Origin of the sequence: Streptosporangium sp. NPDC048047 (assembly GCF_040653115.1) — a bacterium.
In the GTDB taxonomy this organism is placed as follows: Bacteria; Actinomycetota; Actinomycetes; order Streptosporangiales; family Streptosporangiaceae; genus Streptosporangium.
Genome location: NZ_JBEZNH010000001.1, coordinates 97,730 through 123,644 on the forward strand (window position 1 = coordinate 97,730; position 25,915 = coordinate 123,644).

Annotated in this window: 18 protein-coding genes; 7 read left to right on the forward strand and 11 right to left on the reverse strand. The window is 72.3% G+C overall.

Features of this window, described 5'->3' with window-relative positions; translation table 11 throughout:
- Positions 1 to 5 precede the first annotated feature (5 nt).
- The 4 genes from AB0D67_RS00475 to AB0D67_RS00490 all read right to left on the reverse strand — a co-directional run bounded on the left by AB0D67_RS00475 (position 6) and on the right by AB0D67_RS00490 (position 4,884).
- A complete protein-coding gene (locus tag AB0D67_RS00475) occupies positions 6 to 1,484 on the reverse strand; it encodes a glycoside hydrolase family 3 protein (RefSeq protein WP_362928237.1) in 1,479 nt (492 codons plus the stop codon).
- Between the two features lie 202 nt (positions 1,485 to 1,686).
- Positions 1,687 to 2,538 carry a carbohydrate ABC transporter permease gene (locus tag AB0D67_RS00480; protein ID WP_362928239.1) on the reverse strand — a complete coding sequence of 284 codons (852 nt, stop codon included), beginning with the start codon at positions 2,536 to 2,538 and terminating at the stop codon, positions 1,687 to 1,689.
- On the reverse strand, positions 2,535 to 3,551 hold the full coding sequence (locus AB0D67_RS00485) for a sugar ABC transporter permease (RefSeq protein WP_362928241.1): 1,017 nt from the start codon (positions 3,549 to 3,551) through the stop codon (positions 2,535 to 2,537). Before AB0D67_RS00485 ends, AB0D67_RS00480 begins: the two co-directional genes overlap by 4 nt.
- A gap of 4 nt (positions 3,552 to 3,555) precedes the next feature.
- Complete coding sequence (locus AB0D67_RS00490; protein WP_362928243.1) at positions 3,556 to 4,884, reverse strand: extracellular solute-binding protein; 1,329 nt, start codon at positions 4,882 to 4,884, stop codon at positions 3,556 to 3,558.
- A 202-nt stretch (positions 4,885 to 5,086) separates the two neighbouring features.
- On the opposite strand from AB0D67_RS00490, the gene AB0D67_RS00495 reads away from it, so the two are divergent.
- Positions 5,087 to 6,448, forward strand: coding sequence for an ROK family protein (locus AB0D67_RS00495; RefSeq protein ID WP_362928245.1), 1,362 nt, complete (start codon positions 5,087 to 5,089; stop codon positions 6,446 to 6,448).
- Between the two features lie 177 nt (positions 6,449 to 6,625).
- Here the strand turns inward: AB0D67_RS00495 and AB0D67_RS00500 are convergent, their stop codons facing one another.
- Positions 6,626 to 11,572 (reverse strand): DEAD/DEAH box helicase, encoded by a 4,947-nt coding sequence (locus AB0D67_RS00500; RefSeq protein ID WP_362928247.1) that lies wholly within the window; start codon positions 11,570 to 11,572, stop codon positions 6,626 to 6,628.
- Positions 11,573 to 11,726: 154 nt separating this feature from the next.
- On the opposite strand from AB0D67_RS00500, the gene AB0D67_RS00505 reads away from it, so the two are divergent.
- The 5 genes from AB0D67_RS00505 (at position 11,727) to rny (ending at position 17,656) form a co-directional block, all read left to right on the forward strand.
- Positions 11,727 to 13,064 carry an aminotransferase class I/II-fold pyridoxal phosphate-dependent enzyme gene (locus AB0D67_RS00505; RefSeq protein ID WP_362928249.1) on the forward strand — a complete coding sequence of 446 codons (1,338 nt, stop codon included), beginning with the start codon at positions 11,727 to 11,729 and terminating at the stop codon, positions 13,062 to 13,064.
- Between the two features lie 185 nt (positions 13,065 to 13,249).
- Positions 13,250 to 13,444 carry a DUF3046 domain-containing protein gene (locus AB0D67_RS00510; RefSeq protein WP_362928251.1) on the forward strand — a complete coding sequence of 65 codons (195 nt, stop codon included), beginning with the start codon at positions 13,250 to 13,252 and terminating at the stop codon, positions 13,442 to 13,444.
- 345 nt (positions 13,445 to 13,789) lie between these two features.
- Positions 13,790 to 14,899, forward strand: a complete 1,110-nt coding sequence (gene recA, locus AB0D67_RS00515; protein ID WP_362928253.1) for a recombinase RecA — start codon at positions 13,790 to 13,792, stop codon at positions 14,897 to 14,899.
- A gap of 14 nt (positions 14,900 to 14,913) precedes the next feature.
- Positions 14,914 to 15,660, forward strand: coding sequence for a recombination regulator RecX (gene recX, locus AB0D67_RS00520; protein WP_362928255.1), 747 nt, complete (start codon positions 14,914 to 14,916; stop codon positions 15,658 to 15,660).
- A gap of 385 nt (positions 15,661 to 16,045) precedes the next feature.
- Positions 16,046 to 17,656: a ribonuclease Y gene (gene rny, locus AB0D67_RS00525; protein ID WP_362928257.1), complete on the forward strand. Its 1,611-nt coding sequence runs from the start codon at positions 16,046 to 16,048 to the stop codon at positions 17,654 to 17,656.
- Positions 17,657 to 17,861: 205 nt separating this feature from the next.
- Here rny and AB0D67_RS00530 read toward each other — a convergent pair whose 3' ends face one another.
- The 6 genes from AB0D67_RS00530 to AB0D67_RS00555 form a co-directional block, all read right to left on the reverse strand.
- Positions 17,862 to 19,742 (reverse strand): prolyl oligopeptidase family serine peptidase, encoded by a 1,881-nt coding sequence (locus AB0D67_RS00530; RefSeq protein WP_362928259.1) that lies wholly within the window; start codon positions 19,740 to 19,742, stop codon positions 17,862 to 17,864.
- A 117-nt stretch (positions 19,743 to 19,859) separates the two neighbouring features.
- The gene (locus AB0D67_RS00535; RefSeq protein ID WP_362928261.1) at positions 19,860 to 20,753 is read right to left on the reverse strand and encodes an amino acid ABC transporter permease; all 894 of its coding nucleotides are present in this window, start codon (positions 20,751 to 20,753) and stop codon (positions 19,860 to 19,862) included.
- Complete coding sequence (locus tag AB0D67_RS00540) at positions 20,750 to 21,418, reverse strand: amino acid ABC transporter permease (RefSeq protein ID WP_362928263.1); 669 nt, start codon at positions 21,416 to 21,418, stop codon at positions 20,750 to 20,752. The genes AB0D67_RS00535 and AB0D67_RS00540 overlap by 4 nt, the downstream gene beginning before the upstream one ends.
- A gap of 81 nt (positions 21,419 to 21,499) precedes the next feature.
- Positions 21,500 to 22,381 (reverse strand): glutamate ABC transporter substrate-binding protein, encoded by an 882-nt coding sequence (locus AB0D67_RS00545; protein WP_362928265.1) that lies wholly within the window; start codon positions 22,379 to 22,381, stop codon positions 21,500 to 21,502.
- Positions 22,382 to 22,429: 48 nt separating this feature from the next.
- Positions 22,430 to 23,185 (reverse strand): amino acid ABC transporter ATP-binding protein, encoded by a 756-nt coding sequence (locus AB0D67_RS00550; protein ID WP_362928267.1) that lies wholly within the window; start codon positions 23,183 to 23,185, stop codon positions 22,430 to 22,432.
- 119 nt (positions 23,186 to 23,304) lie between these two features.
- On the reverse strand, positions 23,305 to 23,967 hold the full coding sequence (locus tag AB0D67_RS00555) for a Uma2 family endonuclease (protein ID WP_362928269.1): 663 nt from the start codon (positions 23,965 to 23,967) through the stop codon (positions 23,305 to 23,307).
- Positions 23,968 to 24,136: 169 nt separating this feature from the next.
- Here AB0D67_RS00555 and miaB point away from each other — a divergent pair, with 169 nt between their 5' ends.
- Entirely contained in the window at positions 24,137 to 25,654 is a 1,518-nt protein-coding gene (miaB, locus tag AB0D67_RS00560) for a tRNA (N6-isopentenyl adenosine(37)-C2)-methylthiotransferase MiaB (protein ID WP_362928271.1), read from the forward strand.
- Positions 25,655 to 25,915: the final 261 nt, after the last annotated feature.

Sequence of the window (25,915 nt, forward strand, 5' to 3'; positions counted from 1 at the left end):
GGCCGTCAGACGCCGAGCAGTTCGGCGGCGGCCTGGGCGTTGGCCCGCGCCGCGCCGTACGTGGCGAGGTAGGTCACGCCCTCGGGCCGCCAGACCGGCAGGCCCATCTCCACCACCGTCGCGTCCGGGCGGACGGCCAGCAGCGCCGAGACCACCGAACGGCCGGCGGTGTGGCGGTGGGCGTCCTTGACCACCACGACCAGGGAGCGGCCCTCGGCGCGCGCCAGCAGAGCGGGCACGTCGGCGTCCTCCGGCCGGACCCGCACGACCTCCGCCCGGGGCAGCAGCGGGCCGAACCCCCACGGCACGTCCCCGACCGCGATGGTCGGCGGGGTCTCCATCTCCACCACCAGCGGATCGACGAGCGGGGCCGCGGTCCCGGTGAGCCTGACCGCCCGGCGGGCCGCGGCCAGGCCGACCACCCGCTCCCCGTCCATGCCCGCCGCGGCCGCCGCCCTCGCGTCCGCCCGGGACGCGGCGAACCAGGCGCGCAGCCGCGCCACCCGCTCGGCCGCCTCCTCCAGGCGCTCACCGGGCAGCCGGCCGTCCCGCACCGCCGCGAGGATCCCGGCGATGATCCGGCGGACGTCCTCCTCGGTCGGCAGCGGACCGAGGCACAACAGGTCGGCCCCGGCGGCCAGGGACAGCACGGCGCCGTCCACCAGGCCGTAGGCGTCGGTGACGGCGCGCATGTCGAGGGCGTCGGAGACGACCACCCCGTCGTAGCCCAGCTCGCCGCGGAGCAGGCCGGTCAGCGCGGCCGGTGACAGCGTGGCGGGAAGCGCGCCGGTCAGCGCGGGGACGCGGACGTGCGCGGTCATGATCGACCTGGTCCCGGCGTCGATCGCGGCCCGGAAGGGCACCAGCTCGCGCTCGCGCAGCAGCTCCAGGGAGGCGTCGACGAGCGGCACCTCCAGGTGGGAGTCCTGGTGGGTGGCGCCGTGGCCGGGGAAGTGCTTGACGCAGGCGGCCACCCCGGCGGACTGCAGGCCCCGCACCGCGGCGACGGTGTGCCGGGCCACCAGCGCGGGGTCCGGCCCGAACGAGCGGGTGCCGATCACCGGGTTGTCGTCGGCGCTGTTGACGTCCGCGGACGGGGCCATGTCGAGGTTGATCCCGCAGCGGGCCAGGTCGTCGCCGATCGCCCGGTGCACGCGCCGGGTCAGCTCGACGTCGTCGACGGCGCCCAGGGCGGCGTTGCCGGGGTAGGGGCTGCCCTCGTGGTAGTCGAGGCGGGTGACGTCGCCGCCCTCCTCGTCCAGCGAGACGACCGGCTCACCCGCCTCGCGCAGCCGCGCGGTGAGGGCCGTCAACCGGTCGGGGCCCGCGACGTTGAAGCCGAACAGGGTGACGCCGCCGAGGCCGGCCGCAAGTTCCCGCACGATCCACTCTGGGGCGGTGACGCCCTGGAAGGCGGCGAGCAGCGTGCCGGCCGCGAGACGGTACAGGCCCCGGTCGGCGGGACCCGCGGTGAGCTCGGACATGGCGCTGGAACGCTCCTTACCTGGGGAGTCGCCGGGACGGGTCGCCCGGCGGAGGGGATCTGGGGCGGGGTCCGACGGCGCGGACCGCGCGGACGGTGCGGACCGAGTGGATCGTTCGGACCGTGAGGACCGGGGGATCGGTCGCCGGCGGCGTCCCGTACGGCCCGCACCGCGTGGGCGCCGGGCCGTACCGGCGCCGGGGTCAGCCCTTGACGGCGCCCGCGACGAGGCCGGTGACCATGCGCCGCTGCACCAGGAGGAAGAAGACGACGACGGGGATCGTCATCATCGTGGAACCGGCCATGATGGCGCCCCAGTCGGTGCCGCGCTGGCCGAAGAAGAACTGCAGCGCGACGGGCATCGTGTAGCCCGAGGAGTCCGACATCAGGATGAGCGCGAAGATCAGCTCGTTCCACGCGGTGATGAACGAGAAGATGCTCGTCGCCACCAGGCCGGGGGCCACCAGCGGGAACAGCACCCGCCAGAAGGTCGTCATCCGGCTGGCGCCGTCGATCCAGGCGGCCTCCTCCAGCGACCTGGGCACCGCGGCGACGAACGTGCGCAGCATCCAGATGCCGAACGGCAGCGTCAGACCGACGTTGATGACGATCAGGCCCAGCAGCTGGTCGTACAGGCCGAGCCGCTTGACGTTGAGGAAGAGCGGGATGAGCAGCGCCTCCGCCGGGATCATCTGCACGATGAGCAGCAGGACCAGGAAGCCCGTACGGCCCCGGAACGCGAAGCGGGCGATGGCGGTGGCGGCCAGCAGCGCGAGTGCGGCGCCGATGAGGACGGTGCCCAGGGCGACGATCGCGCTGTTGCGCATGTAGAGCCAGATGGAGTTGCCGGCCACGCCCTCGCTGAGCACCCGGTCCACGTGCTCGAAGGTGAAATGGGTGGGGAACGGGATGAAGTCGGTGGTGAAGATCTGGTCGTTGGCCTTGAAGGAGGTCGAGACCATCCAGTAGACGGGGAACACCGCGAACAGGAAGACCAGCAGACCGGCCGTGTTCAGCGCGATCCTCGTGAGGCGCTTGCGGGCGAGCGGGGTCATCGCAGGTCCTCCGTCTTGACGAGCTGCCGGATGTAGACGGCGGTGACGACGAGCAGGATCAGCGTCAGGATCACCGCGATCGCCGCCCCGACACCCATCTTCGGCGGGCTGCGGAACGCCTCGGCGAAGGAGAACATCGACAGGTTGAACGCCTCGCGGTTGGTCGGCCCGTTCATCAGCACGTACAGCTGGCTGAAGACCTTGAAGTCCCAGATGATGGACAGGATCGTCAGCACCGAGAAGACCGGCTTGAGCAGCGGGAAGGTGACCTTCCTGAAGATCCGCCAGGGGGTGGCGCCGTCGACCCGGGCGGCCTCGTAGAGCTCGGTGGGGATGCCCTTGAGACCGGCCAGCACCGACACCGCGACGAACGGGAACGACGACCAGAGGACGCAGACGACCAGCACGAGGTAGATGGTGAACGCGTCGTTCAGCCACGGCTCGCCGGTCCAGTCGGACCGGTCGAACAGCAGCTCCGACAGCCAGTCGGGCAGGAGGTTCAGCGCCCAGTTGATCATCCCGGCGTCGGCGTCGAAGAGCCACCGCCAGATGACGCCCTGGGCGACCGGCGGCACGGCCCAGGCCGACATGATGCCGATGACCACGAAGGTGGACATCCTCTTGCTCAGCCGGTTGAGCAGGGTGCCGACCGCGGTCCCGAGGACCAGCGTGAGCGTCACCGTGACGGCCGCGAACACGACGGTGTTGCGGAGGGAGGACCAGAAGACCTCGTTGTCGAGGACCCTGGCGTAGTTGTCCCAGCCCTCCCAGGTCGCCGGCTTCTTCCCGTTGATCTGGGGGATCCCCACCTTCTGGAAGGAGATGAAGATCATCTGTCCCAGCGGGTAGAGCAGCAGGCCGGCGATCACCAGCAGGCCGGGCGCGAGCAGGACGTAGGGGACGGCCCTGGGGGAGAGCCCGCGGGCCTTGGCGGGACGTTGCGGTGCGTGGCGGCGCCGCCCCGGGGCGGGGGTAGCCCCCCCGCCCCGGGCGACCGTGGACGTGTTCGTCATAGGGCTACTGGTTCAGGATCTCTTCGAGTTCCCCGTTGGCCTTGGCCAGGGCGTCGTCGGCGGTGGCCTTGCCCTCGATGACCGACCGGGCGGCGTTCTGCAGCACGGCCTTGGTCTCGTTGGCCTCGGTCCAGTTGGGGTCGGCGGGGAACGCCTTGGCCTTGGCGAAGGCGGCGGCGAACGGGGCCTGCGCCGGGTCGTCCTTCAGCTTCGCGAGGGCCTCGGGGTAGATCGGCAGCAGGCCGCCGTCGGTGGCGTAGCGGCCGGCCCACTCCTTGTTCGTGGCCAGCCTGAGGTAGTCGGCCGCCATGTCCTTGTTTTTCGCGCCGTCCCAGACGGCGATGTCGTTGCCGCCGAAGAAGGACGGGGCCTCACCGCCGGACTTGGCGGGAAGCGGGAAGAAGCCCAGCTTGTCGCCCTTCAGCTTGCCCTTGCTGTCCTCCTCGATGCCCGGCAGGTCCCAGCCGGCGGTCAGGTACATGCCGACCTTGTCGTTGGCGAACCGCTTGCGGATGTCCACCGTGTTCTGCGTGAGGCGCGACTTGCCGGACAGGCCGTCGGTGACCAGGCTCGTGTAGGTGGCGAAGCCGTTCTTGAACGTGGGGTCGGTCAGCTTGCCGACCCACTTGTCGCCCTCCTTGACGGCGTACTCGCCGCCCTCGGACCAGGCGAACGCGGCGAGCAGGTGGTTGGCGTCGGAGCCGCCGTTGAAGGCGAAGCCGTCGACGTCCTTGCCCTTCTTGGCCTGGATCTTCTTGGCCGCGGCGACGACCTCGTCCCAGGTCTTCGGCACCTCGATGCCGAGGTCCGCGAACCAGTCCTTGCGGTAGAGCACCGCGCGGGAGCCCGCGCCCCACGGGATGGCGTAGACCTCGCCGTCGATGGTCTCCAGGCCGAGGAGGTTCTTCGGGATCCCCGCCTGGTCGCCGGACTTCACGATCTCGCTGACCGGGGACAGCGCCTCCTGGCTCTGCCAGAGCGGCACCTGGTCGTTGCCGATCTCGGTGACGTCCGGGCCGGCGCCGCCCGCGGCGGCGGCGGTGAACTTGTCGTTCACCTGGGGCCAGGGGATCCACTCAAGGTTGACCTTGGCGCCGGACTCCTTCTCGAAGGCCGCGTTCAGCTCGTCCATGTACTTCTGGGCGGCAGGGTTGCTGTCGCCGAGCCGCCACACGGTGAGCGTCTGGCCGGCGTACTTGGGGCCGGAGGCGGCCGGCGCCGACGCCCCGGAGGTGGCGGCGCCATCGGACGTATCAGAGCCGCCGCACGCGGCCAGGCCCAGCGCGAGGGCGGCGGTGGCGGCCGTCGTGGTGGCGATTCTCGCGAACTTCACTGGAGTTCTCCCTTTCCGGCTTTCAACGGGGTGACGCTCTTCGGGCTGTCGGCCCGGGTCCCCGCGACCCGAGCTCGCTCCGGGCGGAGTGGGCGTCCTGTAGCCCGCGGGACTGTCGCCTGCGGGCTGGCCATGGTTAAACTAACAATAAACTTTCTTAAAAGAAACGATCGTTAGCGGATCGTGACGGGGGGAGCCGACCTTGCCCAGACGCCCGGGAACACCCCGGCTGCTGCGCCAGCTCAACGACCGGGCGGCGCTGGAACTGCTGCTGTCCGGCGGGCCGCTGACCCGGGCCGAGCTGGGAGAGCGGACCGGCCTGTCCAAGGTCACCGCGGGGCAGCTGCTGGCCCGCCTGGAGGAACTCGAACTCGTCACGGTGGTCGGCGAGCAGGCGGGCGGGCGCGGCCCCAACGCGGCCCTCTACGGCCTCGTGCCGTCGTGCGCGTACGCCGCCGGGCTGGACGTCCAGCCGGACCGCGTCAGCGCGGCGGTGGCCGACATCACCGGCGAGACCGTCGCCGAGGTGTCGGTGGACCCCAACGGTCACGACGACCCGGTCCGCCTCGTCTGCGACGCCGTCGAGGCGGTCTGCGCGTCGGGCGGCATCACCCGCTCCCGGCTGCGCGCCTTCGTGATCGGCACCCGCGGCGTCGTCGATCCGGGCACCGGCGACGTCCGCTTCTCCTTCGACCTGCCGTCCTGGCACGTGGGCGTGCTCGCCGGGCTCCGCGACGCCCTCGACGTCCCCGTGCGGATAGAGAACGACGTCAACCTCGCCGCGCTCGCCGAACACGCCCACGGCGCCGCCTCGGGCCTGGACGACTTCGTGCTCGTCTGGTCCGGGGTCGGCCAGGGACTCGGGGTGATGCTCGGCGGGCGGCTGCACCGGGGCTTCACCGGCGGCGCGGGCGAGATCGGCTGGCTCCCGGTGCCGGGGGAACCGCTCCCCACGGACGTGCACGAGCCGCAGTCCGGCTCCTTCCAGCGCCTGGTCGGCGGGGATGCCGTGCGCGGCCTGGCCGGCGCGCACGGCATAGGCCTCGGCCTCGGCCTCGACCTCGGCGTCGGTGTCGGCGTCGGCTCCCGCCCCGCCGGCGCGTACGGCACCGCCTCCGGCCCCGCATCGATCTCCGGGCCGGTCGCAGGGCCGGTTTCAGGGCGCGTCCCAAGGGCCGGGATCGGCGGCGTCGGCGCGTGGGGTTCCGCGAACGGCTCGCATGAGGTCGCTCTCTCCGACGTGTCCGCGTCCCTGGGCGACCACGTCCGCGCGGCCGTCGAGGAGGGGGCGGAGGACTTCCTCGTCGAGCTGGCCGGCCGGCTGGCGGTCGGCGTGGCGGCGGTCTCGGTGGTGCTGGACCCCGGCCTGGTCGTGCTCAGCGGCGACGTCGGCCGGGCCGGCGGCCCCACGCTGGCGGCCAGGGTCGAGGAGGCGGTGGCCAGGATCTGCCCGAGCCGGCCGCGGGTCGTGGTCTCGCGGGTCGAGGGCAACCCCGTGCTGCGCGGGGCCCTGGTCTCGGCCCTCGGCCAGGCCCGCGAGCAGGTCTTCTCCGAAACCGTCTGACCGGCCCCGGCCCAGCCCCGGCCCCGGCCCAGCCCCGGCCCCGCTCCGGCCCCGGCTTCGTTCCGGGGCCGCAAGCGGGTGTTCCCGGGACGGCCCGGCGGGTTCCACCGACGTGAAGCCCGAATCCGAGACCATGGCCGGGGCCGCGTGCCCTCGGGGCCGTACGACGGTCGCCGGTCAGGCCCGCAGGCGCAGACCGCGCGGGGTCGGGTGGAACCCGGCGGCCTCCAGCGCGCCGGCCAGGGGGGAGTCACCGACGGCCGAACCGTCCGCGCGCTCCACGGTCAGCTTGCCGAGGGCGCCGTCGCGTACGGCCAGAGCCAGCGCGTCCACGGCGGGCCGCAGTCGCTCGCCGCCGGTGAAGGACAGCAGGGTCTTGCCGCCGCGCTCGACGTAGAGCACCAGGTGACCGTCGACGAGCACCACCAGGGAACCCGCCTTGCGGCCCGGCTTGTGGGACACCTCCCCGGGATGGGCGGGCCACGGCAGGGCGGCGCCGTACGGGTTGGCGGGGTCGGCGGCGGCCAGCACCACCGCCCGCGGCGCGTCCGCCGCGGGCTTCCGGGTGCTCCAGAGGTCGGGGGCCGGTTCGACGGGCCGGGGCGGCTCCGCCGCGGCGCGCATGCGGTCCACGGCACCCGGCAGGGCGAACTGCGCCCCGCCCAGACCTTCGACGAAGTAGCCCCGGCGGCAGCGGCCGCTCTCCTCGAACGCGCGCAGGACCTGGTAGACGGCGGCGAACCCGCCGGGCAGCCGCTCGGCGGCCACCGCGCCCCGGGTCACCACGCCGTGCCGTTCCAGCAGCGTCTCGGCCTGGGCGTGCGCCCGCTGGGTGGCGTCCCCCGCGGGCTCGGGCAGCAGCCACCAGCGCCCGCTCACGGTCGGCGGGCCGCTGCGGCTCGGCAGCACCGGCCGCCGCCTGCGGGTGGTGGCCGGGCGGTGCGCCGGGCGGCCGGTGCCGAGCGTGGCGCGCAGCGGCGCCAGCGTGTCACCGGTGATCCGGCCCGCCCACACGAGATCCCACACCGCGGCCGCGAGCACCGTGTCATCCGGGGGCGGACCGGACGCGAGGAGCGCGCCGGCGCGGACGCCCAGCTCGCGGAAGAACAGCGCGCCTCCGCCGCCGAGGGCGGACAGGACCGCCTCGTGCAGCGGGGTCATGCTGATCTCCAGCGGCTCGGGCATCAGCAGGGGCGCGGTGTCGGCGAAGTACAGCGCCACCCAGCCGTCCGCGCCCGGCAGCGAACCCTGCCCGGCCCAGACGATCTCGCCCGAGGAGGTCAGCTCGTCCAGCAGCGACGGGTCGTATCCCGGCACCCGGGAGGGCAGGACCAGCGTCTCCAGCGCGGAGGCGGGCACCGCCGCGCCCTGGAGCTGCTCGATCGCGCCCACCAGCGCGTCGATCGGCGGCCTGCCCTTCCGGGAGGCGCCGGTGACGCCGTGCCAGGCGGGGGCGAAGGCCGCGAGCGTCTCGGGGGAGACCGGCTCGACCTCCTTGCGGAGCCGGGCCAGCGACCTGCGGCGCAGCAGCCGCAGCACCCCGGCGTCGCACCACTCCTCGCCCCGGCCACCGGGCCGGAACTCCCCGCTCACCACCCGGCCCGTCGCGGCCAGGCGGCGCAGCGCGTCGGTGACGACCGCCTGCCCCAGGCCGAACCGCACCGCGGCCGTCGCCGCCGCGAACGGGGCGCGGGTGCGGGCGTGCCGGGCGACCAGGTCGCCCAGCGGATCGTCCACCGGCTCCAGGAACGCCTGCGGCACGCCGACCGGCAGCGGCACGCCGAGCGCGTCGCGCAGCCGGGAGGCGTCCTCGATCGCCGCCCACCGCTCCTGACCGGCGATCCGTACCCTGATCGCCCGCCTGGACTCCTCCAGGCCGGTCAGCCACGCCGGGTCGCCCTCGCGCAGGCTGACATCCTCGGCGAGCAGCGGACCGTGCGAGCGCAGCAGGTCGGCGAGGTCCTCGGCGTCGCGCAGCGGCCGGTCGAGCCGCGCCAGCTCGCGCTCGGTGTCGGCGATGACGTCGGGGTCGAGCAGCTCACGCAGGTCGGCCTGACCCAGCAGCTCGGCCAGCAGGGTCGTGTCCAGCGCCAGCGCCTGGGCACGGCGCTCGGCCAGCGGGGCGTCGCCCTCGTACATGAACGCGCCGACGTAGTTGAACAGCAGCGACGCGGCGAACGGCGACGCCTGCGAGGTCTCCACCTCGACCAGCCGCACCCGCCGCGCCGCGATGTCGCGCATGAGCCGGATCAGGCCCGGCACGTCGAAGACGTCCTGCAGGCACTCGCGCATCGTCTCCAGCACGACCGGGAACGAGCCGTAGCGGCTCGCCACGGCCAGCAGGTGCGAGGCCCGCTGCCGCTGCTGCCACAGCGGGGTGCGCCTGCCGGGCGTGCGGCGCGGCAGCAGCAGGGACCGCCCCGCGCACTCCCGGAAGCGCGCGGCGAACAGCGCCGAGCCGCCGAGCTCCTCGGTGACGATCCGCTCGATCTCCTCGGCGTCGAAGACCGCGACGTCGGACGGGGGGTCGGAGAGCGTGTCCGGGATGCGCAGCACGATCCCGTCGTCGGAGTGGATCGCCTGGACGTCGACGCCGTAACGCTCGCGCAGCCGCCGCCCGATCGCCAGGGCCCACGGCGCGTGCACCCGCGCGCCGTACGGCGAGTGCAGCACGACGCGCCAGTCGCCCAGCTCGTCGTGGAACCGCTCGACCACCAGCGTCCGGTCGTCGGGGACGTATCCCGTGGCCTCCCGCTGCTCGGCGAGGTAGGACAGCAGGTTGGCCGCGGCGAACCCGTCGAACCCGGCCGCCCGGATCCGCTCCGCCGCGCCGTCCCCGGAGGCGGACACCTCGCGGAGGAAGGCGCCGATCGCCCGGCCCAGCTCGGCCGGGCGCCCCGCGCTGTCGCCGTGCCAGAACGGCAGCTTGCCCGGCCGGCCGGGCGCGGGGGAGACCAGGACCCGGTCGGCGGTGATGTCCTCGATCCGCCAGGACGTCGCGCCCAGCACGAACACGTCGCCCACCCGCGACTCGTAGACCATCTCCTCGTCCAGCTCGCCCACCCGCGAGGACTTCTCCCCGGCCAGGAAGACGCCGAACAGCCCCCGGTCGGGGATCGTGCCGCCGTTGGTCACGGCCAGCCGCTGGGCCCCGGGCCTGCCCCGCAGGACACCCGTGACACGGTCCCAGACGATCCGCGGGCGCAGCTCGGCGAACTCCTCGCTCGGATAGCGCCCGGCGAGCATGTCGAGCGCCGCCTCCAGGGCGCCGCGGGGCAGCGTGCGGTACGGCGCGGCCCGCCGTACCAGGGTCTCCAGGTCGTCCACCGTCCACTCGTCGAGCGCGGTCATCGCCACGATCTGCTGGGCGAGCACGTCGAGCGGGTTACGGGGACAGCGCAGCTCCTCGATCTCCCCGGCGCGCATCCGCTCGGCCACCACGGCCGTCTGCACCAGGTCACCGCGGTACTTGGGGAAGATCACGCCACGGGAGACCGCCCCCACCCGGTGACCGGCCCGGCCGATCCGCTGCAGGCCGCTGGAGACGCTCGGCGGCGACTCCACGCAGGCGACCAGGTCGACCGCGCCCATGTCGATGCCGAGCTCCAGGCTGGAGGTCGCGACGACGGCGGGCAGCCGCCCGGACTTGAGGGCGTCCTCGATCGCCGCGCGCTCCTCCTTCGACACCGACCCGTGATGGGCCCGGACGATCTCCGGGATCACGCCCCTGGACGCGCCCGCCTGCGCCATCATCTCCGCCGGGGTGGCGGACGAGGCCGTCGGCGGCGTGGAGGCGACGCCCGGCGTGGGGCCGGGCGGGGCGGAGCCGGGCGGGGTGGGGAACCCGTCGGCCCAGTGGACGGGCTCCGCAGGGGTCTCCTTCCAGGGCGTTCCGCCGTCCCCACCGTCCCCGGCGCCCCCGGCGGCGTCGGCGTCCCCGGTGCCGGGCCGCCGTTCCCAGGCCAGCTCGTTGAGCCGGGTGCAGAGCCGTTCGGCCAGCCTGCGGGAGTTGGCGAACACGATCGTCGAGCGGTGGGCGCCGATCAGGTCGAACAGCCGCTCCTCGACGTGCGGCCAGATGGACCGCCGGGTGGGCGGCTCGGTGAGCCAGCGGTCGTCGCCGAGGTCGCCGTCACCGGGAGCACCGTCACCCAGAGCGCCGTCACCGGGAGCACCGTCACCCAGAGCGCCGCCGCCGTCGTCACGGGACGGCGACCGCGGCGGGGCGGAGTCGAGCTCGGTCATGTCCTCGACGGGGACGACGACCTCGATCTCGATCTCCTTCTCCGAGGGGGGCTGCACCACGACGGCCGGACGGGGACCGCCGAGGAACTCGGCGACCTCGCTCACCGGGCGCACGGTCGCCGACAGCCCGACGCGCTGCGCGGGGGCGGGCAGGAGGGCGTCGAGCCGCTCCAGGCTGAGGGCCAGGTGGGCGCCGCGCTTGGTGCCCGCCACCGCGTGCACCTCGTCGACGATGACCGTCTCCACCCCGCGCAGCGCCTCGCGGGCCTGGCTGGTCAGCAGCAGGAACAGCGACTCGGGGGTCGTGATGAGGATGTCGGCGGGCCTGGCCGCGAACCGGCGCCGCTCCTCCGGCGAGGTGTCGCCCGATCGGATCGCCACGGAGATCTCCGGCACCGGCAGCCCGAGCCGCCGGGCGGTCTGCCGCAGCCCGGTCAGCGGCGCCCGGAGGTTGCGCTCGACGTCGACCGCCAGCGCCTTGAGCGGCGACACGTAGAGCACCCGGCAGCGCCGGGCGGCCTCGCCGTCCTCTCCGGCGCGCCCGCGGGGACCGCCGGAGCCGCGAGGATCCCGCCGGTCGCCGGGCTTCCGGACGCCCCGCGCGGTCCCGCCGGACGGGGCGGAGCCGGGCCCGCCGTCCGCCCCGGAGACAGCGGCCGTCTCCGCCGCCTCCGCCGCGCGCTCGGCGGCCAGCCGGTCGAGCGACCAGAGGAACGCCGCCAGCGTCTTACCGGAGCCGGTGGGCGCGACGACGAGGGTGTTGTCCCCGCGGGCGATCGAGGCCCACGCCCCCTCCTGGGCGGCGGTGGGCATGGCGAAGGCGCCGGCGAACCATTCCCTGGTCACCGGGCTGAAGTGGTCGAGCGCTGAGCCGGTCACGGATCCATACTGCCCTCCGCCACCGACAGAACCGTCCGCGCGCGGGACGTCGCACGGTGCGGGGGGATACCGACCGGATCGACCTTGAACATGATCTGAAAGGACCCGAAGTCCTCATTATCCGTTTTAAACCTTTTGTCCGCATAATTCTCGCGTGCACAGTTACGACGAGCGGCTGACGGACCTGGTCTTCTCCTACATGAAGGAGCGGCTCTCACTCGACCCCGTCCCCCTCGACAACCCCGGCGTGAAGGACAAACTCGACGCGGCCCTCGCCGGGCTCATCACGCCCGGCGGCACCGACGCCGGGAAGGTCCTGGACGTCTACGCGACCCAGCTGGCCCCGGCGGTCATCTCCGCCGACAGTCCCCGCTTCCTGTCGTTCATCCCGGCCGCCCCCACCAAGGCCGCCCTGCTGTTCGACATGGTGGTCTCCTGCGCGTCGCTGCAGGGCATCTCCTGGCTGGAGGCCTCCGGCGCGATCGCCGCGGAGAACCAGGTGCTCAGACTGATCGCCGACAGGGCCGGCATGCCGGCCGGCGCGGGCGGCTGCTTCGTCTCCGGCGGCTCGGCCGCCAACCTGTCCGCGCTCGTCGTGGCCAGGGACACCGCCCGGCACCGCCGCCCCGGGGGCCGCCTGCGCGTCGCCGTCAGCGACCAGGCGCACTCCTCCGTCTCCAACACGCTGCGGATCATCGGCGTGGACGCCCTCGTCGTGCCGTCCGCCGATCACCGCCTCACCGGAGAGGCGCTGCGCGCGGCCCTGGCGGCCGACCCCGACCCCTCCGACGTGATCGCCGTCGTGGCCACCTGCGGAACCACCAACGCCGGGATCATCGACGACCTCGCCGGGGTCTCGGAGGTCGCCCGCGAGCGCGGCATGTGGTTCCACGTGGACGGCGCGTACGGCGGCGCGGGGCTGTTCGCACCCTCCGTGCGCCACCGCTACGAGGGGATCGAGCACGCCGACTCCTTCGTCGTCGACCCGCACAAGTGGCTGTTCGCGCCCTTCGACTGCGCGGCCCTGCTCTACCGCGAGCCCCGCCTGGCCCGCGCCGTGCACACCCAGGACGCCTCCTACCTCGACGTCCTGCACGTGGAGGGCGACGAGTGGAACCCCACCGACTACGCCTATCACCTGACCAGGCGCGCCCGCGGCCTGCCGCTCTGGTTCTCCCTCGCGGTCAACGGCACCGACGCCTACACCGAGGCCGTCGAGAGGGGGCTGTGGCTGGCCCGCGAGACCGCCGCGCTGATCGGCCGCACCGGACACCTGGAGCTGATCCGCGAGCCCGAACTGTCGGCGGTGCTCTTCCGCCGCGTCGGCTGGACCGGGCGGGACTACTACAAGTGGTCCGAGCGGCTGCTCGCCGGGCAGGTCGGGTTCGTCACGCCGACCGGATGGGAGGGCGAGACGATCGGAAGGTTCGCGTTCCTGCATCCCGGCACGACGATGGAGATCGTGGAGGAGATCATCGCCACGACGGCGTGACCGCGGCCCGGGGTGGCCCGCTGCGGGTCCACCCCGGGCCCACCGCCGGGCTCACTGTTGGGTCCACCGTGGGCCTGCGGCGCAGGTCCCGGGTCCGTCCCGGCCCGTGCCGGGCGGCGTGGCCGCCCGGCGGACACCGGGCGCGTCCGGTCATGAGCACCGCGGGGAGGGGCCAGACTGGAGGCATGCGCCTGTCGGATTTCTGGAACCGGATGAGACTCCACTTCGGTGACGCCTACGCCGAGTCGTGGGCCCGCGACTACGTCATCGCCGGCCTGGACGGCAGGACGGTGAACCAGGCGCTGGCGGACGGCATCGCCGCCAAGGACGTCTGGCGGGCCGTGTGCGGGGTGTCCGACGTCGCCGCCGCCCTGCGCTGAGCGCCGGCGCGCGCCGATCCGCCGTCCGCACCGTCCCGCCGGTCCATGCCGCGCGGCCGATTCGCCATGCCGTCGTCCGCGACATCCCGTCGTCCACGCCGATCCGCCGTGTGCGCCGATCCGCCGTGCGCGCCGATCGGCCGTCCCGCCGGTCCGTGCCGTGCGGTCCATCCGTCCCGCGACGCGGGGTGCCGGGGACGGATGGGAGCGTCGAGCCTCCGTCGAACAATCGTTCGGCTATATTGGACACGCCGCCACCGATGGCGTGCTCTTCCAGAAAATGTCGGTCGCACCCCGTAGCTTTCTGGCAACCGATTCATCCCGTGACCCTCCAGGGGGGCTCCCATGGCAGCTAACGACCGCGAGAAGGCGCTCGAGACCGCTCTCGCCCAGATCGAGCGGCAGTTCGGCAAGGGCTCCGTCATGCGTCTCGGCGACGAGGCGCGGGCGCCCATCGAAGTGATCCCGACCAGCTCCATCGCACTCGACGTCGCTCTCGGCATCGGCGGGTTCCCGCGCGGCCGCATCATCGAGATCTACGGTCCCGAGTCCTCGGGTAAGACCACGGTCGCCCTGCACGCGGTGGCCAACGCCCAGAAGGGCGGCGGCATCGCGGCGTTCATCGACGCCGAGCACGCCCTCGACCCGGATTACGCGAAGAAGCTGGGCGTCGACACCGACGCGCTCCTCGTCTCCCAGCCCGACACCGGTGAGCAGGCGCTGGAGATCGCCGACATGCTGATCCGGTCCGGCGCGGTCGACCTGCTGGTCATCGACTCGGTCGCGGCCCTGGTGCCCAAGGCCGAGATCGAGGGCGAGATGGGCGACAGCCACGTCGGTCTCCAGGCGCGCCTGATGTCCCAGGCCCTGCGCAAGATCGCCGGCGCGCTCAACAGCAGCGGCACCACGGCGGTCTTCATCAACCAGCTCCGCGAGAAGATCGGCGTCATGTTCGGCTCGCCCGAGACCACGACCGGTGGAAAGGCGCTGAAGTTCTACGCCTCGGTCCGTCTCGACATCCGCCGCATCGAGACGCTCAAGGACGGCACGGAGGCGGTCGGCAACCGCACCCGGGTGAAGGTCGTCAAGAACAAGATGGCCCCGCCCTTCCGCGTGGCCGACTTCGACATCCTCTACGGCGTCGGCATCTCCCGTGAGGGCGGTCTGATCGACATGGGTGTCGAGCACGGCTTCGTCCGCAAGTCCGGCGCCTGGTACACCTACGAGGGCGACCAGCTGGGCCAGGGCAAGGAGAACGCCCGCAACTTCCTGCGGAACCACCCGGACATGGCCAACGAGATCGAGAAGAAGATCAAGGAGAAGCTCGGCATCGGCCCGCGCCTGGACAGCCCGGCCACCCCGCCGCCCGCCGCTTCCGCTCCCACTGCTCCCGCTCCCGCTCCCGCCGCGTCCGGCCGGGGTTCCAAGGCGACCCCCAAGCCGGGTGACGCCTGATCCGGGAGCGGCCGATGACGACGGGACCTGACTCGACGACAGGACCGACGGGATCCGACTCCGGTCCGGCCGGCCAGGCCGGATCGCGGGACTGGGGTGCCTGGCCCGACGTGCCCGAGCCCTCGGGTTCCTCCCGGAAGGGGGGAAGACGCGAGGGCCGGCGCGGAGGGAGGCGTTCCCGGAGCGCCCCCGACGGGCGTCTCCCGGAAGGGCCGGTCGAGGGCTCCCCGGCGAGCCAGGGCCCCGACGCCGACCCGCAGGCGATGGCTCGCGCCATCTGCCTGCGGTTGCTGACCATGGGGCCGCGCACCCGGGCGCAACTCGCCGAGGCGTTGCGCAAGCGCGACGTGCCCGACGAGGCGGCCGAGGCCGTACTCGAACGGTTCTCCGAGGTCGGGCTCATCGATGACGAGGCGTTCGCCGCCGCCTGGGTGAGCTCGCGCCACACCGGGCGGGGGCTGGCCCGCAGGGCGCTCGCCTCGGAGCTCCGGCATCGCGGGGTCGACGAGGACACGGTGAAGGAGGCCGTGGAGCAGCTCGACCCCGAGCAGGAGGAGGAGACCGCCCGCAGGCTGGTGGCGCGCAAGCTCTCCGCCACCCGGGGGCTGGACCGTGCAGTCCGGACCCGCAGGCTGGCGGGCATGCTCGCCCGTAAGGGGTACGGTCCGGGGCTGGCGTTCCGCGTGGTCCGTGAAGCCCTGGAGAATGAGGAGCCGGAAGGCGCCGCGTTCGCCGACGACCTCGACCACCCCTTCGACTGACGCGCTCCCCGGCCTGAAGGCCGGAGCGCCGCGGACGATTCCGGTAGCACTCCGGTCCGGGCGGCGCCTCCGCGATGCCGCTCCGGAACGCCGCCTTCGCGATGCCGGCCGGTTCGTAGTGCGCCTTTGCTTGCCCGTTACCTGTTTGACGCTTAGCCTCGACGACAGTGAGGAGTTACTCCGCGCAGTGCGGATTGTCATAACGGTTGATTACGGGCGAACAAAGCGGCGGATGAGGGCGGACGACGCGTCGGCGTGATCAGCCGGTGTGGAGTGGACCCTCGGTCGGCACCTGCCGTGGTGACGACACCGCCTGACTTCTCCGTGCCGTGCGTGTGACCCCTCGCATGCTTGATATCCGCGACGCGAGGAGGGCGGGGCGCGCATGGATCCGATTGTGGTCGTCATACTGACCGGGGCCGTCGCGGTTCTTTCGGTGGTGACGATAGTCGCGTTGATCGTGTTGCTGCGCCGTACCGGCGGCGGGCCGATAGGCCCTTCTCCCGCGCAGCTGGCCGAGGTCCAGACCGAGCTGGAGGCCGCCCGGCGGGAGGCCGCCGACATCCGGGCCAAGGCGGAGAGCGACGCGGGGGATATCCTGCGCAGGTCCGAGCTGGCCGTCGAGGCCGCCGCGGAGCTGCGCAAGGAGGCCGAGGCGGAGAGCCGGGGCCTGAAGTACGAGATCAAGGAGCTCCGCTCGGACCTGGAGCGGCGGGAGAACCGGCTGGCCGAGCGGGAGCAGCGCCTGGACGAGGAGGCGAGACGCCAGGCCGAGCGGGCCCGCAAGCTCGCCGAGACCGAGACCGAGCTGGCCGCCCGCCGGGAGGAGCTCGACCGCGTCGCCGATGAGCGCAGGGCCGTTCTGGAGCGGGTCGCCGGTCTCACCGGTGGCGAGGCCAAGACCGAACTGGTGCGCGAGATCGAGAACCAGGCCAAGCGCGAGGCCGCCCTGATCGTCCGGCAGATCGAGAGCGACGCCCGCAAGGAGGGCGAGAAGCGCGCCACCAAGATCGTCACACTGGCGGTCCAGCGGGTGGCCACCGAGCAGACCGCCGAGTCCGTCGTCAGCGTCCTGCACCTGCCGGGCGACGAGATGAAGGGCCGCATCATCGGCCGCGAGGGCCGCAACATCCGCGCCTTCGAGACGACGACCGGGGTCAACCTCATCATCGACGACACGCCCGAGGCGGTCCTCCTGTCGTGCTTCGACCCGGTCCGCCGTGAGACCGCCCGGCTGACGCTGGAGAAGCTCGTGCTCGACGGGCGCATCCATCCCCAGCGGATCGAGGAGGCGCACGAGCGCAGCAGGGCGGAGGTCAGGGAGCTGTGCGTGCGGGCCGGTGAGGACGCCCTGGTGGAGCTGGGCCTCACCGACATGCACCCGGAGTTGGTCACCCTGCTCGGCCAGCTCCGCTACCGCACCTCCTACGGCCAGAACGTGCTGGGCCATCTCATCGAGTCGGCCCACATCGCCGGGATCATGGCCGCCGAGCTCCGGCTCGACCCGACGCTGCTCAAGCGCTGCACCGTCCTGCACGACATCGGCAAGGCCCTCACCCACGAGGTCGAGGGCAGCCACGCGCTCATCGGCGCGGAGATCGCCAGGAGGTACGGCGAGCACGAGGACGTCGTCCACGCCATCGAGGCCCATCACAACGAGGTGGAGGTCAAGACCGTCGAGGCGGTGCTGACCCAGGCGGCCGACGCCATCAGCGGCGGCCGGCCGGGCGCCCGGCGCGAGTCGCTGGAGGCGTACGTCAAGCGGCTGGAGCGGCTGGAGGAGATCGCCACCTCCTATGACGGCGTCGAGAAGGTCTTCGCCATGCAGGCCGGCCGGGAGGTCCGCGTCATGGTGAAACCCGACGGTGTGGACGACATCCAGGCCCAGGTGATCGCCCGCGACGTGGCCAAGCAGGTGGAGGAGGAGCTCACCTACCCAGGGCAGATCCGCATCACGGTCGTGCGGGAGTCCCGCGCCACCGAGTTCGCCCGCTGAACCCGCCCGGTCCGCCTGCCCCGCCTGTCCCGTCTGCCACGTCTGCCACGTCTGTCAGCCTGGCCCGTCCGGTCCGCCCTGCCGCCCGTACGGTTCCGGCCGGTCCGTGCCCTCCGGCCCACCGGATGCCCTCTCCGGGGGCCGGACCCGCGGCCGGACCCGCGGCCGGTCCGTGGGACGGCCGGGACGGACCGGCGCCGGGCTCTCAGCCGCGGAAGATCTGCTGGTAGAAGGCGAGTTCGGTGGCCAGGGCCGCGCTGCGGGTCTCCACGCGGCGGAAACCGTGGGCCTCGCCCTCGAAGGTCATGTAGGTGCACGGGACACCGCGCTCGGCGAGCGCGTCGGCGAACGCCTGCGACTGGGCGGGCGGTACCACCGGGTCGGAGAGCCCCTGCAGGAGCAGCATCGGGCAGCTCACCCCGGCGACCCGGGCGAGCGGTTCGCGGGAGCCGTACAGGACGGGGTCCTCCGGGCCGACCAGCCACTCGACGTAGCGGGACTCGAAGTCGTGGGTGGCGGCGACGAGCGGGCCGAGTGCGCTCACCCCGTAGTAGGAGACGCCGCCGGCGAACGCGTCGGAGGCGCAGCAGGCCGCCATGACGGTCCAGCCGCCCGCGCTGCCGCCCCGGATCGCGATCCGCGCGGGATCGGCCAGACCCTGAGCCGCCAGCCACCCGGCGGCGGCGACCACGTCCTCGACGTCCACCACCCCCCACTCGCCGCGCAGCCGGTCGCGGTAGGCGCGGCCGTACCCGGTGGAGCCGCCGTAGTTGACGTCGAGCACACCGATGCCCCGGCTGGTGAAGAACGCCTTCCACAGGTCGGGCTCGCTCGTGCTGTGCGAGGTGGGGCCGCCGTGGACGGACACGATGTAGGGAGGGGGGCCCTCCCCGCGGCAGCGCGGGTTCGACGGCGGGTGGACGAACGCGTGCACCGGCCGGCCGGACCGGCTCTCGATCTCCACACTCCGTGCGACCGGGAGGTAGGCGCTCTCCGGAGGCTCCTCGGTGTCGTGCCGGAGCTCCTCGGTGCGTCCGGACGGCAGGTCCAGGCGCACGAGCGAGCGGGGCGTCGCCGGGCCGTAGCCGATCCCGACGAGTGAGCGCCCGTCGCGGTCGAGGACCGGGGCCCAGCCGGAGTAGGGCACGTCCAGGTCGGTCAGCGTGCCGCCGGCCGGGTCGAGGACGCCCAGCCGCAGGTCTCCCCGCCCGTGCAGGACCGCGATCCGCCCGTCGTCCAGTACGGCGTAGGGGTGGGCGCCGAGCTGCCACAGCGGTCCGGCGAACTCCTCCTCCGCCGGGTGGAGCGCCTCCGGGGCGGCGCCGTCCAGTGTGACCCGGTAGAGGTTCCACCAGCCCGACCGGTCGGAGACGAGGTACAGGGCGCGGTCGCCGCACCAGCGGGGGGCCAGAACCGACTCGGCGGGCCCGCCGCAGAGCGTTCGTGAACGGCCGTCGGCCAGGCGGGTGATCCGCAGCTCTGTACCGTTCCACGGCATGCGCGGGTGGTCCCAGCAGATGTAGGCCAGGTGCTCTCCGTCGGGAGAGAGCTCCGGGTAGGCGTAGAAGTCGCTCCCGCCGACGTGCTCGCGCGGTTCGGCGGAGCCGTCCAGCGGGACGGAGACGATCGAACGGCTCACCCGCCCGTCGTCGTGGTGCCGCTCCCGGACGCACCAGACCCGGCCGTCGCGGACGCTCATGTCCGCGTAGCGGAGCCCCGCGTCCCGGCCGGGCTCCGGCGTGATCGGCCGGGGCTCGCCGCCCGGGAGCAGCAGGTGAAGACGCTGGTCGGCGAGGTTGGCGAACACCACGCCGCCGCCCGGGACGACCGCGTAGGCGCGCCCGCCGTACTCGTGGACACGGGTACGGGCGCTCCACGGCGGGGCCAGCAGCTCGTGGAGCGTGCCGTCGGGATCGCGCCGCATGATCGTGGTCCGTCCGCCCTCGGCGGGGCGGTCCTCGGTCCACCACACCTGCTCGCCGGACACCGTCGGATACGCCGGGCGCAGCCCGGACCGGGCCACCTCGGCGGTGGACACCGGCGAAGGCCAGGCGGCGTACGGCAGGACGGCCTGCTCGGGGGACATGAGGTCATCCTGCCCGATAACCCGGCGCGTGTCGCCGGTATGACACGCGCCATGGCCGCGCCGGAACAGGTCCGGCCGCCCGCACGGGACGGCGGGCGGCCGGAACGGGATCGCGGCTCAGACGGGAGTGGCGCCGCTGCCGACGGCCACGCCGACCGCACCCGGCGGCTCGATCGGCCCGGCCGCGGACTTGCGGCTGCGGCGGCTGCGCCGCTCCAGCCAGGTGGCCACGGCGCTGAGCGTCATGTTCAGGCCCACGTAGATGATCCCGATGACGATGGCGGCCGGGATCAGCGACCCGAAGTTGACCGCAGGGATGATCTTGAAGCCCATGTTCAGCAGGTCGACGTAGGCGATGATGTAACCGAGGGCGGTGTCCTTGAGCAGCACCACGAGCTGGCTCACGATCGCCGGCATCATCGCGGTGACGGCCTGGGGGAGCAGGATCAGCCGCATGACCCCGCCCTTGCGCAGCCCGATCGCGTAGGCGGCCTCCGACTGTCCCTTGGGGACGGCGCGGATGCCCGCCCGGACGATCTCGGCCAGCACCGACCCGTTGTACAGGGTCAGACCCGTCACCAGCGCGATCAGCGTGTAGTCGCCGCCGCCGAACGCACTGGGCGCCAGGTAGAAGATGAAGAAGATCAGCAGCAGCAGCGGAATCGCCCGGAAGACCTCGACGACCACGCCGGCGGGCACCCGGAGCCACGCGTGGTCCGACAGCCTGGCCAGGCCGAAGATCGCGCCGAAGACCAGTGCGAAGATCGCGGCGAGACCCGCCGCCTTCAGCGTGCCGAGCAGACCGGGGATGATGTAGACGGTCCAGGTGTCGAGCCGGACGAACGGCTCCCAGATCTGCCCGTCCCACTGGCCCTTGGCGTCGAACCTGGCGTAGACGACGTAGAGGACGGCGACCACGGCGACCGCCGCCACCAGCGTCAGGACGTTGTTGCGCAGCCGCGCGCGGGGTCCCGGCGTGTCGAACAGGACCGACACTTCGGATCGGCTCATCGGGCCACCGCCAGACGGTTGGCGAGCCAGCCGGTGAGGAAGCCGATCGGCAGGGTGACCACCATGAACGCGATGACGAGCCCGATGAAGATGGGGATCGACACGCCGGTCTCGTCGAAGGTGTCCTTCATGACGAACGCTGACTCCGCCAGGTAACCGGCCGCCACCGCGACCGTGGTGTTCTTGATCATTGCGATCATCACGCTGCCCAGCGGGGCGATGACCACGCGGAACGCCTGCGGAAGGATGATCATCCTCAGTGACTGGAAGAACGTCAGCCCGATCGCGCGGGCCGCCTCCGCCTGCCCCAGCGGCACCGTGTTGATCCCCGAGCGCAGCGCCTCGCAGACGAACGTCGCCGTATAGGCCGACAGGCCCAGCGTCACCAGCCAGAACCCGTTGCTGCTCGGCTCGTCCGAGAAGGTGAGCCCCAGGGTGTCGCTGAGGCCCAGCGCGGAGAACGCCAGGACCAGTGTGAGCGGGGTGTTCCGCACGATGTTGACATAGGTGGTGCCGACGGCCCGCAGGACCGGGACCGGCGCGACCCGCATCGACACCAGGATCGTGCCCAGGATCAGGGACAGGACAGCGCAGACCAGGGAGAGCTGCACGTTCTTCAGGAAGCCCGCCAGCAGGTCCGGCGCGTATTTGATCAGATCGTCCATCGTGCTCCATCGGGGGACGGCAGCGGCCGGTGGCCCGAGGTCGGGTCACCGGCCGCCGCTCCTACGAGACCGGTCGTGGCGTCAGGCGCAGGGCTCGAACTTCGGCGCCTCGGTGGGCAGCTCCAGACCCTGGGTCTTGCCGAACCACTTGTCCAGCAGCTGCTTGGCCGTGCCGTCCTGGTACATCTTGGTGATGGCCGTGTTGATGGCCTCGCAGGTCTTGGTGTCGCCCTTCTTCAGGCCGACGCCGTACTTCTCGTCGGTGAACGGCTGGCCGAGGACCTTGAACTTGTCGGGCGCCTGCGCGGCGAACCCGGCGAGGATCAGGTTGTCGGTGGTGACGGCGTCCAGGTTGCTGCCCTGGAGCTTGGCCACGCACTCGGAGTAGGTCGCCGCGCCGACGAGCTGGGCGTCCAGGTCGAGCTCACCCTCCGGCGGCGGGTCGGTGATCCGCTTGTAGGAGTTGGAGCCGGCCACCTGGCAGATCCGCTTGCCCGCGAGGTCCGTCGGCTTGGTGACCTTGGTGTCGTCGGCGCGGACCATGACGTCCTGGTGGGCGACGATGTACGGCCCGCCGAAGGTCACCTTCGGCTTGCGGCTGTCGGTGATGGAGTAGGTCGCCACGATCATGTCCACCGTGCCGTTGGCGAGGAACGCCTCACGGTTGGAGGAGGCGGACTCCTTCCACGTGATGTCCACGTCCTGGCCGCCGCCCAGCTCCTTGACGATGTACTTGGCGACGTCGACGTCGAACCCCTCCGGCTCGGCGCCCTTCTTCAGGCCCATGCCCGGCTGGTCCCACTTGGTGCCGACGACGATCTTCTTGGCGCCCTTGACCTTGTCCACGACCGTCGAGTAGGCGGCGCTGCCGCCGTCCCCGCCGTCGTCGCCCCCGCAGGCGGCCAGACCCAGAGTGAGCGCGCCGACGGCCGCCAGCGCCGCACCGGCACGTAGTAGTCGCATGTTTTCGTTACCCCTTTTTCCTGGAAATGTGCAGCCGGCCTGAGAGCCTCAGTGGGTGAGGATCTTGGAGAGGAAGTCCTTGGCGCGATCGGTCCGGGGAGCGGTGAAGAACTCGTCGGGGGTGTTCTCCTCGACGATCTGCCCGTCGGCCATGAACACCACCCGGTCGGCCGCGCGGCGGGCGAAGCCCATCTCGTGCGTCACGACCGCCATCGTCATGCCTTCGGCGGCGAGCCCCACCATGACGTCGAGCACCTCCTGGACCATCTCCGGGTCCAGCGCGGACGTCGGCTCGTCGAAGAGGATCATCTTCGGGTCCATGGCCAGGGCCCGGGCGATGGCCACCCGCTGCTGCTGGCCGCCGGAGAGCTGGGCGGGGTACTTCGACGCCTGCGCGCCGATCCCGACCCGGTCCAGCAGCTCCATGCCCCGGCGCTCGGCCTCGGCCCTGGCGGTGCCCCTCACCTTGATCGGCCCCAGCGTGACGTTCTCGAGGATCGTCTTGTGCGCGAACAGGTTGAAGGACTGGAACACCATGCCGACCTCCGACCGGAGCCGGGCCAGGGCCTTGCCCTCGACCGCGAGCGGCTGCCCGTCGAAGGTGATCGCCCCTCCGTCGATGGTCTCCAGCCGGTTGATCGCCCGGCACAGGGTCGACTTGCCGCTGCCCGAGGGGCCGATGACGACCACGACCTCGCCGCGGGAGATGGTCAGGTTGATGTCGCGCAGGACGTGCAGGCTGCCGAAATGCTTGTTCACGTCCTTGAGCACGACAAGAGGAGTCGCGTCCCCGTTCTCCGTCATGGAGCACAACGTAAAGCCGTGAAGGGCACCTCGGGCTAACCCTGCGGTACCGATCAGGTCACGACCTGGAGATATGCGATGAAATAGGGATGAATTCGTGTCAGAGCCGCTCCGGAGTGTCAGATCCGCGCGAGACCCGCCGGGTCGAGTGTCAGTTTGCATGGTTCGGTCAGCTCGGCCACCCCTCCGGCCGCGACCCGGTGGACGAGCCGGTAGCCGCCGTCCTCGTCGAGCTCGTAGGTGAACACGATCGGCAGCCGCTCGTTGCCCTGTCCCTGGAAGGGGAGCATCTCGATCCGCCAGAAGTGGGGGATGCCCGCCTCGGCGTACTTGGAAGGCTTCAGCCTGCGGTCGGTCGCCGTGGTGGACCTGGAGACGATCTCCACGACCAGGCGGACCCACTCGGGCCTGGCCAGTTTGGCTCCGTCGCGGAAGGGCTGTCGCTCGACCACGATGACGTCGGGTATGACCCCCGGCTTGTCGTCCAGCAGCAGGCCCGTGGCGGTGATGGCCGCCAGCTCTTCCGGAAGGGACGTGTGCAGCAACAGGCGGAGGTTGTCGCCGATCCACTGATGCTGGGCCGGTGGGGCAGGGGACACGATGAGGCTCCCGTCGATGAGCTCGTAACGACTGCCGTCGTCGCGTGAGTTGAGCTCGAACCACTCATCGACACTGAGCTCCCCGGGGGTGGACCAGGGGCCGTTCCGCTTCGGCGCCGCCTTCTTCCTGTGAGGCTTGTTGGCCTTCACCGGCGCCTCCGAGGTCTGCACGAGCATCGCCATACGGCTCACCGCCCCAAATGCTCTGTCGGTCGAGTCTTATTCTCGCACGCGGCTTCGGGCCCCACCCTAACAAGGATCATTACTCTCCGTTTGTTTTTCCTTACCGAAAGTGTGGGGGGTGGCGGCCGTACCGGGAGGCCGCGCGGAGCGCCTACCCTTGTCTGTTGAGATGACTGCCACCGTGGAGAGCACCCGCACGTACGAGGTCCGTACCTACGGGTGCCAGATGAACGTGCACGACTCCGAGCGCCTGTCGGGCCTTCTCGAAGACGCCGGATACGTCCCGGCACCCGAGGGGGAGACGGCCGACGTGGTCGTGTTCAACACCTGCGCCGTCCGGGAGAACGCCGACAACCGGCTTTACGGCAACCTCGGCCACCTGCGTCCCACGAAGGCGGGCAGGCCCGGCATGCAGATCGCCGTGGGCGGCTGCCTGGCCCAGAAGGACCAGGGGGAGATCGTCCGCAGGGCGCCCTGGGTGGACGTGGTGTTCGGCACCCACAACATCGGCTCGCTGCCGGTGCTGCTGGAGCGGGCCCGCGTCCAGCGGGAGGCGCAGGTCGAGATCAAGGAGTCGCTGGAGACCTTTCCCAGCACGCTGCCCACCAAGCGGGAGTCCGCCTACGCCGCCTGGGTGTCGGTCTCGGTCGGCTGCAACAACACCTGCACGTTCTGCATCGTGCCGTCGCTGCGCGGCAAGGAGAAGGACCGCCGCCCCGGCGACGTCCTGGCCGAGGTGCGCACCCTGGTGGGCCAGGGGGTCCTGGAGGTCACGCTCCTCGGCCAGAACGTCAACACCTACGGCGTGGAGTTCGGCGACCGCTTCGCCTTCGGCAAGCTGCTGCGCGCCTGCGGCGACGTGGAGGGGCTGGAGCGGGTCCGCTTCACCAGCCCGCACCCGGCCGCCTTCACCGACGACGTCATCGCCGCGATGGCCGAGACGCCCAACGTGATGCACCAGCTCCACATGCCGCTGCAGTCGGGCTCCGACCGTGTCCTGAAGGCGATGCGCCGCTCCTATCGCGCCGAGCGCTACCTCGGCATCATCGAGCGGGTCCGCGCGGCCATGCCGGACGCCGCCATCTCCACCGACATCATCGTGGGCTTCCCCGGCGAGACCGAGGAGGACTTCCAGGCCACCCTCGACGTCGTGCGCGCCTCGCGCTTCGCCAACGCCTTCACCTTCCAGTACTCCATCCGGCCCGGCACGCCCGCCGCCACCATGGACGACCAGGTCCCCAAGGAGGTCGTGCAGGAGCGCTACGAGCGCCTCGTGGCCCTGCAGACCGAGATCTCCTGGGAGGAGAACGGGAAGCAGGTCGGCCGGACGATCGAGGTGCTGGTGGCCGAGGGTGAGGGCCGCAAGGACGAGGCGACCCGCCGCCTGTCCGGCCGCGCCCCCGACAACCGCCTGGTGCACTTCACGCCGAGCTCCCGGGACGGCGACGCCGCCGGGACGCCGCGCCCCGGTGACATGGTCGCCGTCGAGATCACCTACGCGGCGCCGCACCACCTGGTCGCCGACGGCCCGATGCTGGGCCTGCGCCGTACCCGCGCGGGCGACGCCTGGGAGGCCCGGCAGGCCGCCCCGGCCGCCTCGGGCGGGGGCGTCCTGCTCGGCATGCCGGCGATCGGCCGGCCCGCCCCGCTTCCGCAGGAGACGCCGGGCTGCTCCGTCAGCCCCTGAACCGCGTGGGCCGATCCGGCCCACCGCTTCCGTACGGCCCGCCGCGGCGCCTCCGAGCGGCGGGCCATCGCCCCGTCTCCACCGCCGCTCTCCCGTACGGCCGCTCTCCCGTACGCCTGCCGCGGCGTGTCCCGCGCGGCGGGCCGTGATGGTGCTCCGCCGGTCTTTTTCCAGTCCTCCGCCCGTTTTTTCCAGTCCTCCACCCGATCGGCCCGGAGTCCGCCCACCCGGTGCGGAACCGCCCGCCGAGCCGCCGGTCGG

Bases quoted from the DNA above. Each gene is read 5' to 3' on its own strand.
- AB0D67_RS00555 (WP_362928269.1), bottom strand. From the start codon at position 23,967: ATGGCGATGCTCGTGCAGACCTCGGAGGCGCCGGTGAAGGCCAACAAG.
- AB0D67_RS00485 (WP_362928241.1), bottom strand. From the start codon at position 3,551: ATGACGAACACGTCCACGGTCGCCCGGGGCGGGGGGGCTACCCCCGCC.
- recX (WP_362928255.1), top strand. From the start codon at position 14,914: ATGACGACGGGACCTGACTCGACGACAGGACCGACGGGATCCGACTCC.
- miaB (WP_362928271.1), top strand. From the start codon at position 24,137: ATGACTGCCACCGTGGAGAGCACCCGCACGTACGAGGTCCGTACCTAC.
- AB0D67_RS00540 (WP_362928263.1), bottom strand. From the start codon at position 21,418: ATGGACGATCTGATCAAATACGCGCCGGACCTGCTGGCGGGCTTCCTG.
- AB0D67_RS00480 (WP_362928239.1), bottom strand. From the start codon at position 2,538: ATGACCCCGCTCGCCCGCAAGCGCCTCACGAGGATCGCGCTGAACACG.
- AB0D67_RS00475 (WP_362928237.1), bottom strand. From the start codon at position 1,484: ATGTCCGAGCTCACCGCGGGTCCCGCCGACCGGGGCCTGTACCGTCTC.
- AB0D67_RS00510 (WP_362928251.1), top strand. From the start codon at position 13,250: ATGCGCCTGTCGGATTTCTGGAACCGGATGAGACTCCACTTCGGTGAC.
- rny (WP_362928257.1), top strand. From the start codon at position 16,046: ATGGATCCGATTGTGGTCGTCATACTGACCGGGGCCGTCGCGGTTCTT.
- recA (WP_362928253.1), top strand. From the start codon at position 13,790: ATGGCAGCTAACGACCGCGAGAAGGCGCTCGAGACCGCTCTCGCCCAG.
- AB0D67_RS00545 (WP_362928265.1), bottom strand. From the start codon at position 22,381: ATGCGACTACTACGTGCCGGTGCGGCGCTGGCGGCCGTCGGCGCGCTC.
- AB0D67_RS00530 (WP_362928259.1), bottom strand. From the start codon at position 19,742: ATGTCCCCCGAGCAGGCCGTCCTGCCGTACGCCGCCTGGCCTTCGCCG.
- AB0D67_RS00550 (WP_362928267.1), bottom strand. From the start codon at position 23,185: ATGACGGAGAACGGGGACGCGACTCCTCTTGTCGTGCTCAAGGACGTG.
- AB0D67_RS00535 (WP_362928261.1), bottom strand. From the start codon at position 20,753: ATGAGCCGATCCGAAGTGTCGGTCCTGTTCGACACGCCGGGACCCCGC.